The sequence below is a fragment of the Frigoribacterium sp. CFBP 13729 genome (assembly GCF_014841875.1).
Classification (GTDB): domain Bacteria; phylum Actinomycetota; class Actinomycetes; order Actinomycetales; family Microbacteriaceae; genus Frigoribacterium.
In genome coordinates this window covers 385,045-400,706 of sequence record NZ_JACYUR010000003.1, presented here as the reverse complement: position 1 = coordinate 400,706, position 15,662 = coordinate 385,045, and the positions used below count along the sequence as shown (strand labels likewise).

Below are 15,662 nucleotides of genomic sequence, written 5' to 3'. Positions count from 1 at the left end.
CTGCGGTCGATTCGTCATCTCCGTCGTGGTGCTGTAGGCTTTACGACGGTCCGGGGGCTATAGCTCAGGCGGTTAGAGCGCTTCGCTGATAACGAAGAGGTCACAGGTTCAAGTCCTGTTAGCCCCACTCCCGAAGGTCCTCCGACGGGTGCACCCGGTACCTCGGGGCCTTAGCTCAGTTGGTAGAGCGCCTGCTTTGCAAGCAGGATGTCAGGAGTTCGATTCTCCTAGGCTCCACGAAAAATAGGCCTTTCCCTGCTCGCCCACGTCGTGGGTTCGCGGGGATTTTTCGTTCGTGCTGGTTCGGCTGCGCCGCCGCTCCTGCGGCGCAGCGTGTCGGCTACGCCGACCCAGACGGTACAGCCGCCTGCGCAGCGGGCGACGTCGCTTCGCTCGTCGGGGGCGCAACTTCGCTTCGCTCGTTGCCGCGAGGGGGCGACGTCGCTTCGCTCGTCGCCGGTCGCAACTTCGCTTCGCTCGTTGCGGCGCCGGGGGGTGTGCGGAGGGCCCGGCTCCGGGGAGGAGGCGGGCCCTGCGGGGTGGTGCGGGTGGGGACTGAGTGACTAGGCCTTCGTGTCGGCGTCGTCGTCGGCGACCCAGAGCTCGTCGTCGGCGCGGAGCGTCTGCACGGCGGCGAAGACGAGGCCGCCGAGCGCCACGACGCCGAGGCCGATCAGCAACACGCCGCCGACGCCGGGGCCCGACTTCTTCTTGGTCGGCGCGTACTTCGACGCCTGCGAGGCGAACTTGCCGCCCTGCTTCTTGGCCTTCTTGACGGCCTTCGCGACCTTGGGGTCGTTGACGAGGTCGAGACCGCCGAAGTAGGAGGAGAGGGCCGGGTAGACGTCGTGCTTCAGACGGTCCTGGGCGACGGTCGCGGCGTGGCTGCCGGCCGAGAGGCCCTGCGAGACGGCCGGACGGACGTTCTGGTCGACGGCGTGCTTGATGCGCGGCGTCACGTTCTTGTTGGCGTAGCGGACTCCGTGGTCACGGGCGTCGCCGATGACCTTGCCTGCGTGGCTCACGACCTCGCGCTGCTCGGACCACACGTCGAACGCGTGCTTCTTGAACTTCTTCAGTTCTTTCTTCTGCTTGCGTGACAGGGCCACAGTGTTCCTCCAACGACTAGTGCGCAACGGCTCGGTTCGCTGCTGGCCTCCCAGTCTGGCACGAGGCTTCCTGGCAGGTAACACCGTGCTCGCTGGGCACCCGCTGATGTGCTGAGGGCCCTGTGGGAGAATGGCCTCATGTCTACGCACACCGCTGTCGCCACCATCAAGACCAACCACGGCACCATCACCGTGAACCTCTTCGGCGACCACGCACCCAAGACCGTCGCCAACTTCACCGGGCTCGCCACCGGCACCATCGAGTGGACCCACCCCTCCACGGGCAAGGTCAGCACCGACCGGCTCTACGACGGCGTCGTCTTCCACCGCATCATCAAGGACTTCATGCTCCAGGGCGGCGACCCGCTCGGCCAGGGCATCGGCGGCCCCGGCTACCAGTTCGACGACGAGATCCACCCCGAGCTGAACTTCGGCGAGCCCTACGTCCTCGCCATGGCGAACGCCGGCAAGCAGGGCGGCCGCGGCACCAACGGCTCGCAGTTCTTCATCACCACCGTCGCCACGCCGTGGCTGCAGGGCAAGCACACCATCTTCGGCGTCGTCGCCGACGACGAGTCCAAGAAGGTCGTCGACGCCATCGAGGCCGTCCCCACCGACGCGCGCGACAAGCCCCTCGAGGACGTCGTGATCGAGAGCGTCACCATCGACGAGGTCTAGGTGACACAGGTCCCCGCCGACGCAGCGAACTACTGCTACCGGCACCCCGACAGGCAGAGCTTCGTGCTCTGCCAGCGGTGCGGTCGCACCATCTGCGGCCAGTGCCAGACCCCGGCCGCGGTGGGCGTGCACTGCCCGGAGTGCGTGCGCGAGGCTCAGGCCTCCGCTCCGCGCGTGCAGCCTCGTGTCCTGGGCAGCATCCGCAGCGCCTCCCGCGGCGGGGCCCCGGTCGTCACGTACGGCCTCATCGGCGTCAGCCTCGTCGTGTACCTCGCGCAGGTGCTCACGGGCGGCGTGGTCAGCTCGGCGTTCTCGTACTACGCGCCGATCGCGCTCGTCGAGCCGTGGCGCATCGTCACGTCGATGTTCACCCACGGCGGCGTCCTGCACATCCTCTTCAACATGTACGCGCTGTACATCTTCGGAGCGCAGCTCGAGCGGACGTTGGGCAGGGCCCGCTACGCGGCGCTCTACTTCATCAGCGGGCTGGGCGGCGCGGCCGCGGTGACGCTCCTGTCGCCGACCACCCCGGTGGTGGGCGCCTCCGGCGCGATCTTCGGCCTCATGGCGGGCTTCTTCGTGATCGCCCGCAGCCTGGGCGGCTCGAACGGCGTCCAGCTGCTCGTGGTGCTGGGCATCAACCTCGCCATCGGCCTCGTCTCCCCGAACATCTCGTGGCAGGCGCACGTCGGCGGCCTCGTCGTGGGCGCCCTGGTGTCGTTCGTCTACACGAAGACACGCCACCGCTCGAAGGTCGGCCTGCAGACGGCGGGTCTCGTCGCCATCGGTGCGGTCTGCCTGCTGATCGTCCTCGGGCGCTCGGCGATGTACCTCGGCTACCTCTGACCCGGCCCGCGGGTGCCTCCGACGTGAGGTGAGGAGAACGAAGGAGGCGGCACCCACCCGGGTGCCGCCTCCTTCGTCGTCGGGCCGCTCACATCTCAGAGAACGAGGTTGTCCACCGACTTATCCACAGGACTGTCCACAGTGGGGATAGTTACAGCCGTGTAAGTGCGAACGCCTGTTCGAGAGGGACGGAGGTCTCGGGTGCCTAGCGCCAACGGGTGGTCATGAGGAACCCGATGAACATGATCCCGAAGCCGATCAGGATGTTCCAGGAGCCGAGCGAGCCGATGGGCAGGGCGCTCTGGCTCACGTAGAAGACGACGATCCAGGCCAGGCCGATCAGCATGAAGCCGAACATGACCGGCTTGAACCACACCGGGTTCGGGGCGTCGGCCGCGGGGCGCGCCTCGGCGGAGCGGTCCGCGCGGGCGCGGGCGGGCTTCGAGGTGGGGTTCTTGTCTGCAGCCATGGCGCACATCCTAGCGTGGCGGCCCTGACGGGCCCCTCGGCCGTGCGGGACCTCGTCCACAGGGTCCGGCGTGCAGCCCCCGACACCCCAGGCGCCGCGGTTAGGATCGACCCCATGACCGTCGACGCGCGCATCGCCCCCGCCGACGGCCGTCGTCCCCGGCGACGGCGCCGCCCCGTGTCGTTCGTCGGCGTGCTCGGCGAGCTCCTCATCACGGCCGGCGTCCTGGTGCTGCTCTTCATCGCGTGGCAGCAGTGGTTCAACGACCTGGTCGTGGCAGGCGAGCACCGGGACCAGGCCTCGCAGCTCTCGCAGCAGCTCGAGCGCCAGGCGCAGGAGGCGCCTCCCGCCACCGCGGACGAGGCCGGCGACCCCCCGGTCACCGCCGCCCCCGCCGAGGCGGAGACCTTCGCGAACCTGTACGTGCCGCGTTTCGGCGCCGACTACGCGGTGCCGATCGCGGGCGGCACGAGCACGGTCCGCACCCTGAACAAGATCGGCATCGGGCACTACGACGACACGCAGATGCCCGGCGAGGTCGGCAACTTCGGGATCGCCGCGCACCGGACGACCTACGGCGCCCCGTTCAACGAGGTCGCCGACCTGCGACCGGGCGACGAGCTCTACGTCCAGACGGCCGACGGCTGGTACACCTACACCTTCCGCAACCTCCAGTACGTGCAGGCGACCCAGGTCTCGGTGCTCCAGCCCGTGCCCGACGCACCTGACGTCTCCGCCGCCTCCGGGGAGCGCCTCATCACCCTCACCAGCTGCAACCCCATGTTCACCGCCCAGGAGCGCATCGTCGCCTACGGCGTCTTCGACTCGTGGCAGCCGCTCTCGGACGGCCCGCCCGCCGCCCTGGCCGCGGCCGGGATCGGGGGCTGACCGTGTACGGCGCCCTCTGGCGCGTGCTCCCGGGCCCCTGGTGGCTGCGGCTCCTGTTGCTGCTCGTGCTCCTCGCCGCCGTCCTGTTCGCCCTGGTCGAGTGGGTCTTCCCGCTCGTGAACGAGCTCGTCCCCGCCCCCGACGTCACCGTGGAGGAACAATGACGCGCATCCTGGTCGTCGACAACTACGACAGCTTCGTCTACACGCTGAACGGCTACCTGCAGCAGCTCGGGGCCGAGACCGACGTCGTGCGCAACGACGCCTTCGGCCGCGACGAGATCGCCGGTCGCATCGCCGAGTACGACGCCGTCCTGCTCTCGCCCGGCCCGGGCACGCCGGCGGCGGCGGGCGTCTCGGTCGACGTCGTGCACGCCGCCCTCGCGGTCGACAAGCCGCTGCTCGGCGTCTGCCTCGGCCACCAGGCCATCGCCGAGGCACTCGGCGCCACCGTCACGCACGCGGAAGAGCTGATGCACGGCAAGACGTCGCGCGTCGAGCACGACGACAGCGCCTTCTACGCCGACGTGCCGCAGCCCTTCACGGCCACCCGGTACCACTCGCTGGCCGTCGTCGACGAGACGGTGCCGGGCGACCTCGAGGTCACGTCCCGCACCTCCGGCGGGGTCATCATGGGCCTGCAGCACCGTTCCGCGCCGCTCTACGGCGTGCAGTTCCACCCGGAGTCGGTGCTCACCCAGGGCGGCTACCAGATGATCGGCAACTGGCTCGGCGTCGCCGGCCTGCCGGAGGCGTCGGTCACCGCGCGCTCGCTGAGCCCGCTGGTCGACCTGAGCTGACGTCGGCCCCCGGCCGCGTCGGCCGTCTGGGCCCGTGGCCGTCAGCAGCCGCGCGGGTCAGCCTGCGCTGCACACGCCGAGCGTGATCTCGGAACCCTGCGGCTGGTCTCCCGGCGGGAGGGACTGGTTGGACACGCTGCCGCCGGAGCAGCCGGGGTCGACGTACGACTTGACCGTCAGGCCGAGCTGGTCGCCGAGGACCGAGACGGCCTGCTCGAACGACTGGCGGGTCACGTCGGGCACGCTCACCTTGCCGTTGCTGACGACGAGGTCGACCGTGCTGCCGACGTCGACCTGGGTGCCGGCCGCCGGCGTCGACTCGAGCACGCCGTTCTCGGGGACGTCGGGCGAGTAGTCGGAGACCTGCTGCCCCTGGACGAGCCCGGCCGCGGTGATCGCGGCCCAGGCTGCGTCGAGCTGCTGGCCGTCGACGCCGGGCATCGCGACCTGGACGGGCCCCGAGGACACCGTGACGGCCACGGCGGAGTTCTTGAGCACGGCCGTGCCGGCCTCCGGGTCGGTGGAGATGACGAGGCCCTCGTCGACGGTGTCGCTCGGGGCGTCGGTGCGCGTCACCGTGAGGTCGAGGTCGCCCAGCTGGGCGGCGACGTCGTCGTAGGTGCTGCCGGCGACGACGGGGATGGTCGAGGTCTGGGCGTTGTCGATCTGGGGCGGCTGGAGGTTCACCACCCAGAACACCACGGCCACGATCACGATGCCGACGAGCACGATGCCCGCCCAGATCCAGGCGACCGGGGGTCGGGTCTGCGTCCGCTGGGGCCGGTCGTTGTCGTCGGAGGAGAGTTCCTTGAGCGCGGCCTCGCTGCCGACCCGGCTGTGCGGGTCGACGCCGAAGAGCGTCGAGCCGGCCTCGGGCGCGGCCCGGCGTCGCTCGGGCGCACGACCCTCGCCGGCGGCGTGGACGTCGGCCCGGAAGTCGGCGGCCGTCTGGAAGCGCTCGAAGCGGTCCTTCGCGAGGGCACGGAGCACCACGGCGTCCAGGGCCGGGGAGACCGCGGGCGCCACCGTGCTCGGGGGCACGGGCGCTTCGCTGACGTGCTGGTAGGCGACCGCCACGGGGGAGTCGCCCCGGAACGGCGCGCGGCCGGTGAGGAGCTCGAAGAGCAGGACGCCGGTCGAGTAGAGGTCGGAGCGGGCGTCGACCGTCTCGCCCCGTGCCTGCTCGGGGCTGAAGTACTGGGCCGTGCCGAGGATGGTCGTCGTCTGCGCGACGGTCGCGGAGGAGTCGGAGATGGCTCGGGCGATGCCGAAGTCCATGACCTTGACCTGGCCGGAGTGCGTGATCATGACGTTGCCGGGCTTGATGTCGCGGTGCACGACGCCCGCCCGGTGCGAGTACTCGAGGGCGGTCAGGATGCCCTCGGTGATGCGGACGGCCTCGGTCGGGTCCATCGGGCCCTCGCGGACGACGTCCTTGAGGAGCCGCCCCTCGACGTACTCCATGACGATGAAGGGGACCTGCACCTCGTGGCCGCTGCGGTCCCGCGTCGACTCCTCGCCGGCGTCGAAGACGCGGACGATGGTGGGGTGCGCCATGCGGGCCGCGGCCTGCGCCTCCTGGCGGAAGCGGGTGCGGAACGCGGGGTCGGTGGCGAGCGACGGCTTCATCAGCTTGATCGCCACACGGCGGCCGAGCCGCGCGTCGGTCCCGACGTGGACGTCGGCCATCCCGCCCCGGCCGATCAGCTCGCCGATCTGGTACCGGTTGGCGAGGAGGTGGATGCCCTCTCTCACGCCTTCAGCCACGCGCCAGTCTCCCCTCTGGGACCCCGCTGCCTGCGCGACCCTTCCGAACCGCACCCAGTGTATCCGGGCCTCGACCCCCGGACGGGGCCNCGGACCCTCGCGCTACCCGTCCTCGCCGTTGCTGGGGCTCGGGCTGGGGCTCATGGCGGGAGCCGTGACGGCGCCCGTCACGCCGGCCGACGGAGCCGAGCTCAGCTGGCCGCAGACGGCCACGTACTGGACGGTCATGTTGCCGGGCGTCGCCGACTTCACGGACACGCTCGTGACGTTCGTGCCGAGCTGTCCGCTGGTCTGGCCGGCGGTGTCCGTGCCGCCCGTGACCGAGTACGTGTACCCGGTCAGCGTGTAGCCCACGGGGCAGTTGCCGTACGCCTGCCACGAGATGGTGACCTGCTCCTGGCCGTCGCCGCTGACCTGGGGCGCGGAGGCGGTCGGCGCCGTGGGCTGCGGGGGCGTCGGCGCGGCACGGTAGATGTACATCGTCACCGAGGCGCCGATGGGCACGTTGCCGCTGCGGTCGAGGCCCGCGACGGTGCCGACCGCGGCCTCGTCGGGCGCCTGCGTGGTCGCGTCGACCGACAGGACGTCGAGGCCCAGGTCGGCGAGTCGGCTGCGGGCGTCGTCCTCGGCGAGGCCGACGTAGGCGCTCTCGTCGACGGCGACCGTCGTCGGGCTCGGCTCCGGCTCCGGCGTCGTGGTCGACGGGGACGGCGCGGGGGCCGACGACGACGGGGTGGTCGGGGCCGGCGCCGGGTCGTCCGAGTTCACCGCGAACGCGACGAGGGCAGCGACACCGACCAGGACGATGACGCCCAGCACGATGAGGGGCCAGAACCACGGGCTGCGCGGCTTCTTCTCGTCGTCCAGCTCGTCGCCCTCGCCGCGCTGGGCCTCGGGGTCGGCGGAGCCGGGCGTCCAGGCGGCGGCGCCCGGCTGCTGACGCGTGCTGCCGGTGGGGTCGTAGAGCTGGGTGGTGGCGTCCTGGGCGCTGAAGGCCTGGGTCGCGGTGTCGCCTGCCCCGGCGGCGGCCATGCCGATCATCGGGACCGCCACGGTGGCAGCGGCCACGTCGCCTCGACGCAGGGCCCGGGCCGCCTGGGCGAGCGCCGAGGCGCTGGCGGGGCGGTCGGCCGGCTTCTTGGCGATGCAGGAGAGCACCAGGCGACGCACGGGCTCGGACACCGTCGAGGGCAGGTCCGGCGGCTGCTCGTTGATCTGCGCCATCGCGATGGCGACCTGCGACTCACCCGTGAACGGACGCCGGCCGGCCAGCGCCTCGTACGCCACGATGCCGAGCGAGTAGATGTCGGTGCTCGGCGACGCGGGGTGCCCGCTCGCCTGCTCGGGCGACAGGTACTGCACCGTTCCCATGACCTGGCCGGTGGCGGTGAGCGGCACCTGGTCGGCGATGCGCGCGATGCCGAAGTCGGTGATCTTGACGCGGCCGTCGGGCGTCACGAGCAGGTTGCCCGGCTTGATGTCCCGGTGCACGAGGCCCGCGGCGTGGGCCGCCTGCAGGGCGGAGGCGGTCTGCGCGACGATGTCGAGCACCTTGTCGGTGGGCAGCACCCGGTCGCGCTCGAGCACGGTCGACATGGCCTCGCCGGGGACGAGCTCCATCACGAGGTAGGCGCTGCCCTCTTCCTCGCCGTAGTCGAAGACGTTCGCGATGCCCTCGTGGTTGACGAGGGCGGCGTGCCGCGCCTCGGCGCGGAAGCGCTCGAGGAACCCGGGGTCGCCGAGGTACTCGTCCTTGAGGATCTTGATCGCGACCGTGCGGCCGATGACCAGGTCCGTGGCTTCCCAGACCTCGCCCATGCCGCCGATGGCGACGCGGGTCGACAACTGGTATCGCCCACCGAAGGTGATTCCGCCGGAAGGTCTCATTTGTTCAGCACCGCCTCTAGTACTTTCTTCGCGATTGGTGACGCGACACTGTTCCCGAACGCGGACTGTCCGAGTCCGCCGCCGTTCTCGACGACCACCGAGATGGCCACTTCTGGGTCCGCCGCCGGCGCGAAGCCGGTGAACCACAACGTGTAGGGGTCGCCCGGGCCGTTCTCGGCCGTTCCCGTCTTGCCCGCGACGTCGACACCAGCGATTCTCGCACCGCTGGCGGCGCCGTCCGCGACGTCCTGCACCATCATGTCGGTCATCGTCTGAGCCGTCGCCGTGCTGACCGGTTTCCCGTACTCGCTGGGCGAGAAGTCCTCCACAGGGCTGAGGTCCGGGTTCAGGACGCTCTCGATGAGCGTCGGGTCCATGAGCGTGCCGCCGTTGGCGATCGCGGACGAGACCATGGCCATCTGGAGCGGCGTGACACGGTCCGAGCCCTGGCCGAACGACTGCAGCATGAGCGTGGCGTCGTCGATCGGCTCTCCGTCGCGCTCGATCGGGAAGCGGCTCGGCGTGACGGCCTGGGGGATGTCGATCGAGTCGTCGCCGAAGCCGAACGCCGCGGCCTGGTCGGCCATGGCGTCGGCGCCGAGCGCCTGCCCGAGCTGGGCCATGGGGATGTTGCACGACAGGCGGAGAGCGGTGGCGATGGTGGCCGTCTCGCCGCCTCCGCAGCTGCCGCCCTCGGCGTTGTTGATGCTGAAGGTGGAGCCGGGCAGCTGCAGGGTCGCCGGGTTCGGGAACTCGCTGTCGGGGGTGTAGTCGCCGCTCTCGAGGGCCGCGGCGACCGTGACCAGCTTGAACGTGGAGCCCGGGGCGTAGAGGTCGCCCTGGATCGCCCTGTTCTGCAGCGGGTCGGACGGGTCGGCGACGAGGGCGTCGTACGAGCTCTTGACCGCCGCGGGGTCGTGCGACGCGAGAGGGTTCGGGTCGTAGCTCTGCTTCGACACCATGGCGAGGATCTTGCCCGTCGCCGGGTCCATCGCGACGACCGAGCCGGAGTTGTCGCCGAGAGCGTCGTAGGCCGCCTGCTGCACCGCGGGGTCGAGCGTGAGGTTCACCGTGGCGCCCTCCGGGTCCTGGCCGGTGAGCAGGGAGTTGATCTGGTCGAAGAACTGCGAGTTGGCGTTGCCCGTCAGCTGCTGGTTCATGGCGTCCTCGACGCCGCGAGAGCCCTGGCCGAGCGTGTAGTAGCCCGTCACGGGGGCGTAGAGCTCCGGCTGCGGGTAGGTCCGCTGGAACTCGTACACGTCGTCGACGGGCACCGACTGCGCCACGGGCTGGCCGCCCACGAGGATCGGGCCGCGCTGGGCCGAGTAGCTCGCGAGCAGGGACCGGTAGTTGCGCCCGTCGGCGCGCAGCGTGTCGGCCTGGATCGTCGTGATGTACGAGCTCGAGATGAAGAGCGCCACGAACATGGCGAGCACCACGAAGCTCACGCGCTTGAGTTCTTTGTTCATCAGCCGATCACCAGCCTCGGTTGGTCGCGGACGGAGTCGGACAGCCGCAAGAGGAGCGCCACGATGATCCAGTTCGCCACGAGGGAGGAGCCGCCCGCGGCCATGAAGGGGGCCGTCAGCCCGGTCAGGGGGATCACCCGCGTGACGCCGCCCATCACGACGAACACCTGCAGGGCGATGACGAAGGCGATGCCGACGCCGAGCATCCGCCCGAAGTCGTCCTGGCCGACGAAGCCGATGCGGAAGCCACGGGAGACGAGCAGCAGGTAGAGCGCCAGGATCGCGAAGATCCCGGCCAGCCCGAGCTCCTCGCCGAGCGAGGCGAAGATGTAGTCGCTCTCGGCGAGGGGCGTCGTCTGCGGACGGCCCTGGCCGAGCCCGGTGCCGACGAGGCCGCCGTTCGCGAAGCCGAACAGGCCCGTCACGAGCTGGAACGAGCCGCCGTCGGCCGTGTACTCGGCAGGGTCGAACGGGTTGAGCCAGGCCCGGAAGCGCCCCTGGACGTACCCGAGGAACGTGCTGGCGACGATGGCGCCCCCGAGGAACATCGTGAGGCCCAGCACGATCCAGCTGCCGCGGCCCGTGCCGATGTAGATCATGACCAGGAACAGCCCGAAGTACAGCAGCGAGGTGCCGAGGTCGCGCTGGAAGATCAGCACGCCCATGGCGACGACCCAGACGATGAGGATCGGCCCGAGGTCGCGGGCGCGCGGGAACCGCATGCCGAGGATCTTGGGCCCCATCAGCGAGAGGTTGTCGCGGGCGGTCACCAGGTACCCCGCGAAGAAGATCGCCAGCGTGATCTTCGCGATCTCGCCCGGCTGGAACGAGAACGGGCCGATGTCGATCCAGACGCGCGCGTTCAGCCCCTCACGACCCAGGCCGGGGACCAGGGGCAGCAGGAGCAGCGCGATGGACACGAACATCGCGATGTAGCGGTACCGCGAGAGCACCCGGTAGTTGCGCACCACGATCAGCGCGACGAGCGCGATCGTCATCGCCATGACCGTCCACGCGATCTGCTTGATGCCGAAGGCGGCCCAGCCCTCGCGCCCGTAGGCGAGGTCGATCCGGTAGATCATCGAGATGCCGATGCCGTTGAGCGTCAGCGCGATCGGCAGGAGGAACGGGTCGGCCTCGCGGGCGACGACCCGGAGCACGAGGTGGAAGATCAGCCCGAGGCCGAGCACGGCGGAGCCGGCCACCAGCACGGAGGCGTCGATCGCCCCGGTCGCGCCCAGCTGCACGAGGACGATGGCCCCGGCGCAGATGCCGGCCGCGACGATCAGCAGCAGCAGCTCGAGGTTCCGCAGCTTCGCGGGCTGGCGCAGCCGCAGCGTGATCGCCTGCGTCAGGTTCTGGGCCTGCCCGGGGTCACGAGGCGAGGCACCGGAGGAGCGGGCGGGTCCGCGGGACGCCCCCGCGCCTCCTGCGGGACGGCCGATCAGCTCGGTGGAGGCCTCGTCGGACCGCTGGTCATCGAGCGACGGCATCGGCCAGCCTCTCGACGATGGCGCGGGCGTCGCCCAGCGAGTCCGCGTTGATCGTGTCCTCGACGGTCTGCTGCGTGTAGTTCGGCAGGTCGTCCACCCGGACGTCGGTGACCTCGTGCACCTCGCTCAGTGTGATCGGGCCGAGCGTCTGCTGGACGCCCTTGTAGATCACGACCGTGCCGTTCCGCTCGCCGACGTAGTAGTGGTCCTGCGTCCACTGGTAGGCGAGGAACAGGCCGGCGACGAGGGCGCCGACGGCGACGACCAGCGCCACCAGCCAGGTGACGCGGCGACGGCGACGCCGACGCCTGTCCTCGGCGATGAGCTCGGCGAGGTACTCGTCGGACTCGGGCTCGAAGTGGCTGTCCTCCGGGGTCGAGGCGACCTTCAGGGGGTGCAGCAGGATCGTCGGCAGGCGCAGCGACTTGCGACCGGCCTCGCCCTCGAACGTCAGCGGGGCCGACGCCGAGCCGACCGTGACCGGAGGCTCGACGGACGAGTCGCCGGTGTCGTCGACGTCGACGACCACGACCGTCACGTTGTCGGGGGCGCCGTGGTCGAGGGTCTCCTTGACGAGGCGGCGCGTCGTCTGGTCGGCGTCGAGGCCGGCGGCGAGGGCCTTCTTGATGCGGTCCTCGGCGAGGTAGCTGCTCAGCCCGTCGGAGCAGATGAGCCAGCGGTCGCCCGGCTGGGTGCCGATGATGGCCGTGTCGATCTCGGGGGCCGCGTCGACGTCGCCGAGGACGCGCATCAGGACGCTCCTGCGGGGGTGGACCGCCGCCTCCTCGGCCGTGATCCGGCCGCTGTCGACGAGCCGCTGGACGAAGGTGTGGTCGGCGGTGATCTGGCTCAGCTCGCCGTCGCGCCACAGGTAGATGCGGGAGTCGCCGATGTGGGCGATCGTCATGCTGTCGCCGACGCGGAGCAGCGCGCTCACGGTCGTGCCCATGCCGGTGAGCTCCTGGTGCTCGAAGACCGTCTCGGCGAGCAGCTGGTTGGCCGCGATCAGCGACGACTGCAGCGCGAACTCCGCGTCGCCCGGCGACGTGTACTGCTTGTCGGTCTCGCGGATGCGGCGGATGGCGATGGCCGAGGCGACGTCGCCGCCGGCGTGGCCGCCCATGCCGTCCGCGACGACGAACAGCTGCTGACCGGCGTAGCCGCTGTCCTGGTTGTTGGACCGGATCTTGCCCACGTTGGACAGGGCGGCACTCTTGGGCGTCGTCATCGGGCGGCTACCGTCGCAGCTCGAAGCTCGTCTGCCCGATCGTCACCGTGGCGCCCGTCGGCACCGGAGTGGGGACGGTGACGCGCTCGTCCGCGAGGAACGTCCCGTTCGTGCTGTCCAGATCTTGCACGACCCAGCGTCCGTTCCAGAGCATCAGCCGGGCGTGGTGCGTCGAGGTGTAGTCGTCGCGGATCACCAGGTTGCTCTCCTGCGACCGACCGATCGTGAGGGGGCCGTCGCCGAGCGGCATCTCGAGGCCCGCCTTGGCGCCCTTCGTGATGACGAGGCGCGTCGCGGCCCCGTCGGACGAGGGGGCGGCAGGAGGGCGCTGCTGCGCGGGCGCCGGCGTGGACACGGGCCGGGGCGCAGGAGGCGCGGCGGCGGCCGACGAGGCTCGTCCCGGCTGCTGGTCGGTCGGCATCTTGCGCGCGCGCTGGCCGAAGAGGTCGGACCGCAGGGCGAAGACGACGGCGAAGACGAAGAGCCACAGCACGGCCAGGAAGGCGAAGCGGAGGGCGAAGAGGGTCAGCTCACTGGTCACCAGGATCCCCCTCGGACGTCGGGCCCGTCGAAGGGGTCGGGCGTCGATGACTGGGGGAGCACCCGGAACACGATACGCGTACGACCGATCTCGATGACCGAGTCGGGCTGCAGGGCCGCCTTCGAGAGCGGTGCGCCGTTCAGCTTCGAGCCGTTCGTGGAGCCCAGGTCGCGAGCCTGCGCGCGCTGGCCGTCCCAGAGGATCTCGACGTGCTTGCGGCTCGTGCCCGTGTCCTGCACGGTGATGTCCGCGTCGCTGCCGCGGCCGATGACGGTGCGCTGGCCGGTGATGGCGTGGCGCGTGCCGTCGACGTCGACGAACGGGCGCCACTTCACGTCGCCCTGCACGTTGCGCGAGTCGACGGCGAGGATGCCGACGCTCAGGGCCTCGTCCTCCCGGAGCTGGACCCGGAGCGGACCGGCGAACTGGTAGCCCTGCGCCGTCGCGTGACGCTGCGTGAGCTGCGTGAGCTCGTCGATCAGGGCGGGACCCACGGAGGCCATCGCCTCGTGGTCGGCCGGGGACAGCCGGACCAGGAGCTCGTTCGGCACGAGGATGCGGTCACGGGAGACCACCGCCGCCTTCGTGTCGAGCTCGCGCCGCAGCGCGCTCGTGATCTCGAGGGGCTGCACGCTCGAACGGAACGTCTTGGCGAAGGCGCCGTTCACGGCGCGCTCCAGCCCGCGTTCGAAGTTGTCGAGCAGTCCCATGGGTCTCCAGGTTCGGGGGTCGCTGGTCGCCCGATCTTAGCCGGACGGCGTGGACGGCCCCCGCAGGTGCTCTGACGGGGCGCTCGGACATGATAATGTTCTCGAGTTCGCGCGAGTGGCGGAATTGGCAGACGCGCTGGCTTCAGGTGCCAGTGCTCGAAAGGGCGTGGGGGTTCAAGTCCCCCCTCGCGCACGCGAACGAAAAGGCCCTCCTCTGGAGGGCCTTTTTCATTCGCGGTGCCTTCTGGCTGCGCCGCCGCCCCTGCGGCGCAGCGTCGAGAGGCCCTCCTGTAGGAGGGCCTTTTTCGTTCGCCGTGCCTTCTGTCGCGCCGCCGCCCCTGCGGTGCGACGCCGCGAAGACGGCTCACCCCTGCGGCGCTGCGGGGTCAGGCGAGCGGGGCGATCAGGCGGGGGCCGGTGTTGCGCACCGAGCCGACGTCGCGCGTGACCTCGTGGTGCACGAGGTCGTGGGCCACCTCGAAGGAGGCGCGGTCGAGCAGCGAGAGCAGCTCTCCCGTGTCGAGGTGGTCGCCCAGCCAGTCGTCGTAGGCGTCGGGCGTGAGACAAGACGGCATCCGGTCGTGGACCTCGCCGGGTGCGACGTGGGCGTCGCGGGTGATGATCGACATCGAGAGCACCCACCGCGTCGGGTCGTCCTCGTCCTTGCCGGGGTCGGGCCACGCGCTCATCACGCCGGCCATCGCGAGGCCAGCGTCCGGCTGGTGCACGAAGTGCGGCTGCTTGCCCGTCTCGGTGACGACCCACTCGTAGTAGCCGAGGGCCGGCACGATGCAGCGTGCCTGCGCGAACGGCCGTCGGAACATCCCGCTCGTCGCGACCGTCTCGACGCGGGCGTTGATCGGCTGGGGCCGCTTCTTCAGGTCGGGGTACCACGAGGGCGTCAGCCCCCAGCGTGCCTGGGCGAGCTCGCGCTCGCCGTGCCGCGTGCGCACCACGGGCACGGTCGTGGTCGGGGCGACGTTGAAGTCGTCCGGCAGGGTCCCGAGGCCGGCGAGCAGGTCGGGCATCAGGTCCGACGTGGCCTTCGCGATGACGTAGCGGCCGCACATGGCGTCAGTCTGCTCCCGTCGGGACGTCGGGGGAAGAGGCCGGACCGTGGCCCTCTGTCGGCGGGGCGCCTGACGGTTCCCCTCGGGGGCACCCGCGTGGTTCACTGTGGCCACGCGCGGCGGCGCCGCCGCCGCTCGGGAGCAGGAGAGGTGGTCGCCGTGGCTCGCTCAGGAGAGATCCCGGACCCGGCGGAGGAGCTGCGCGGCTGGGTGGTCGTGGGCGTCGTCCCCGCCACCGCCGAGGCCGTCGTCGCCCGGGCCGCGGAGTTCGCGCGCCGGTTCGGCACCGGGCTCGCCTGCGTGGCCGTCGAGCCCGACCGGATGGCGTTCGCGGAGAGCATCGACGGGACCGTGCTCTCGTACCCGATCGCGCCGGAGGACTGGGCCGACGAGATCACGTTCGAGCCGGAGCTGCGCGAGCGCCTCCTCACGGTGCTCGTCGACCACGCCGGGCCCGTCGCCTTCGTGGCCCTCACCGGCGACCCGGCGACCGGCCTCGCGTCGTTCGCCGGGTCGATCGACGCACCGATGATCGTGGTGGGCAGCCGGGAGGCGGGGCTCCGGGGGAGCCTGCGCGAGTTCTTCGCCGGCTCCGTGGCGCTGCACCTCAGCCACCGGCAGACGCGACCGGTGGTCGTCGTGCCGCTCGCACCCGTGTCGCGCGCCCAGGCGCTGCCGTGGGAGGACGAGCTGTAGCGGCGCCTCCGG

At 71.0% G+C, this 15,662-nt stretch carries 16 protein-coding genes and 3 tRNA genes; 9 read left to right on the top strand and 10 right to left on the bottom strand.

Going from position 1 to position 15,662, the window contains the following annotated elements:
* Positions 1-53: 53 nt before the first annotated feature.
* Together IFT77_RS12320 and IFT77_RS12315 are read left to right on the top strand one after the other, a co-directional pair.
* Positions 54-127 (top strand) — tRNA-Ile (locus tag IFT77_RS12320).
* Positions 128-164: 37 nt separating this feature from the next.
* Positions 165-237, top strand: a tRNA-Ala gene (locus tag IFT77_RS12315).
* A gap of 326 nt (positions 238-563) precedes the next feature.
* Here the strand turns inward: IFT77_RS12315 and IFT77_RS12310 are convergent.
* On the bottom strand, positions 564-1,109 hold the full coding sequence (locus IFT77_RS12310) for a hypothetical protein (protein ID WP_192040495.1): 546 nt from the start codon (positions 1,107-1,109) through the stop codon (positions 564-566).
* Positions 1,110-1,247: 138 nt separating this feature from the next.
* On the opposite strand from IFT77_RS12310, the gene IFT77_RS12305 reads away from it, so the two are divergent.
* Positions 1,248-1,787: a peptidylprolyl isomerase gene (locus IFT77_RS12305; protein ID WP_123547408.1), complete on the top strand. Its 540-nt coding sequence runs from the start codon at positions 1,248-1,250 to the stop codon at positions 1,785-1,787.
* A complete protein-coding gene (locus IFT77_RS16950; RefSeq protein ID WP_192040496.1) occupies positions 1,788-2,633 on the top strand; it encodes a rhomboid family intramembrane serine protease in 846 nt (281 codons plus the stop codon).
* Positions 2,634-2,838: 205 nt separating this feature from the next.
* Here the strand turns inward: IFT77_RS16950 and IFT77_RS12295 are convergent, their stop codons facing one another.
* Entirely contained in the window at positions 2,839-3,102 is a 264-nt protein-coding gene (locus tag IFT77_RS12295; protein WP_123547410.1) for a cell division protein CrgA, read from the bottom strand.
* A gap of 114 nt (positions 3,103-3,216) precedes the next feature.
* Here IFT77_RS12295 and IFT77_RS12290 point away from each other — a divergent pair, with 114 nt between their 5' ends.
* The 3 genes from IFT77_RS12290 to IFT77_RS12280 are packed head-to-tail and all read left to right on the top strand — an operon-like array spanning position 3,217 to position 4,789.
* Complete coding sequence (locus IFT77_RS12290; protein ID WP_192040497.1) at positions 3,217-3,990, top strand: class E sortase; 774 nt, start codon at positions 3,217-3,219, stop codon at positions 3,988-3,990.
* 2 nt (positions 3,991-3,992) lie between these two features.
* The gene (locus tag IFT77_RS12285) at positions 3,993-4,154 is read left to right on the top strand and encodes a hypothetical protein (RefSeq protein ID WP_192040498.1); all 162 of its coding nucleotides are present in this window, start codon (positions 3,993-3,995) and stop codon (positions 4,152-4,154) included.
* Entirely contained in the window at positions 4,151-4,789 is a 639-nt protein-coding gene (locus IFT77_RS12280) for an aminodeoxychorismate/anthranilate synthase component II (RefSeq protein ID WP_192040499.1), read from the top strand. The genes IFT77_RS12285 and IFT77_RS12280 overlap by 4 nt, the downstream gene beginning before the upstream one ends.
* Before the next feature lie 57 nt (positions 4,790-4,846).
* On the opposite strand, the gene pknB is transcribed toward IFT77_RS12280, so the two are convergent.
* The 7 genes from pknB to IFT77_RS12245 all read right to left on the bottom strand — a co-directional run bounded on the left by pknB (position 4,847) and on the right by IFT77_RS12245 (position 13,884).
* On the bottom strand, positions 4,847-6,556 hold the full coding sequence (gene pknB, locus IFT77_RS12275) for a Stk1 family PASTA domain-containing Ser/Thr kinase (RefSeq protein ID WP_192040500.1): 1,710 nt from the start codon (positions 6,554-6,556) through the stop codon (positions 4,847-4,849).
* Positions 6,557-6,658: 102 nt separating this feature from the next.
* Complete coding sequence (locus tag IFT77_RS12270; RefSeq protein WP_192170125.1) at positions 6,659-8,443, bottom strand: serine/threonine-protein kinase; 1,785 nt, start codon at positions 8,441-8,443, stop codon at positions 6,659-6,661.
* Positions 8,440-9,912: a penicillin-binding protein 2 gene (locus IFT77_RS12265; RefSeq protein ID WP_192040502.1), complete on the bottom strand. Its 1,473-nt coding sequence runs from the start codon at positions 9,910-9,912 to the stop codon at positions 8,440-8,442. Before IFT77_RS12265 ends, IFT77_RS12270 begins: the two co-directional genes overlap by 4 nt.
* Positions 9,912-11,405 carry an FtsW/RodA/SpoVE family cell cycle protein gene (locus tag IFT77_RS12260; RefSeq protein WP_192170124.1) on the bottom strand — a complete coding sequence of 498 codons (1,494 nt, stop codon included), beginning with the start codon at positions 11,403-11,405 and terminating at the stop codon, positions 9,912-9,914. The genes IFT77_RS12265 and IFT77_RS12260 overlap by 1 nt, the downstream gene beginning before the upstream one ends.
* Positions 11,389-12,633 carry a PP2C family serine/threonine-protein phosphatase gene (locus IFT77_RS12255; protein ID WP_123547417.1) on the bottom strand — a complete coding sequence of 415 codons (1,245 nt, stop codon included), beginning with the start codon at positions 12,631-12,633 and terminating at the stop codon, positions 11,389-11,391. Before IFT77_RS12255 ends, IFT77_RS12260 begins: the two co-directional genes overlap by 17 nt.
* Positions 12,634-12,640: 7 nt before the next feature.
* The gene (locus IFT77_RS12250) at positions 12,641-13,174 is read right to left on the bottom strand and encodes an FHA domain-containing protein (protein ID WP_370544942.1); all 534 of its coding nucleotides are present in this window, start codon (positions 13,172-13,174) and stop codon (positions 12,641-12,643) included.
* The gene (locus tag IFT77_RS12245) at positions 13,171-13,884 is read right to left on the bottom strand and encodes a DUF3662 and FHA domain-containing protein (RefSeq protein WP_123547418.1); all 714 of its coding nucleotides are present in this window, start codon (positions 13,882-13,884) and stop codon (positions 13,171-13,173) included. Before IFT77_RS12245 ends, IFT77_RS12250 begins: the two co-directional genes overlap by 4 nt.
* Positions 13,885-13,993: 109 nt before the next feature.
* On the opposite strand from IFT77_RS12245, the gene IFT77_RS12240 reads away from it, so the two are divergent.
* A tRNA-Leu gene (locus IFT77_RS12240) sits at positions 13,994-14,077 on the top strand.
* 193 nt (positions 14,078-14,270) lie between these two features.
* Here IFT77_RS12240 and IFT77_RS12235 read toward each other — a convergent pair.
* Positions 14,271-14,954: an SOS response-associated peptidase gene (locus IFT77_RS12235; protein ID WP_192170123.1), complete on the bottom strand. Its 684-nt coding sequence runs from the start codon at positions 14,952-14,954 to the stop codon at positions 14,271-14,273.
* Positions 14,955-15,113: 159 nt separating this feature from the next.
* Between IFT77_RS12235 and IFT77_RS12230 the strand changes: the two genes are divergently transcribed.
* A complete protein-coding gene (locus IFT77_RS12230; protein ID WP_192170122.1) occupies positions 15,114-15,650 on the top strand; it encodes a universal stress protein in 537 nt (178 codons plus the stop codon).
* Positions 15,651-15,662 lie beyond the last annotated feature (12 nt).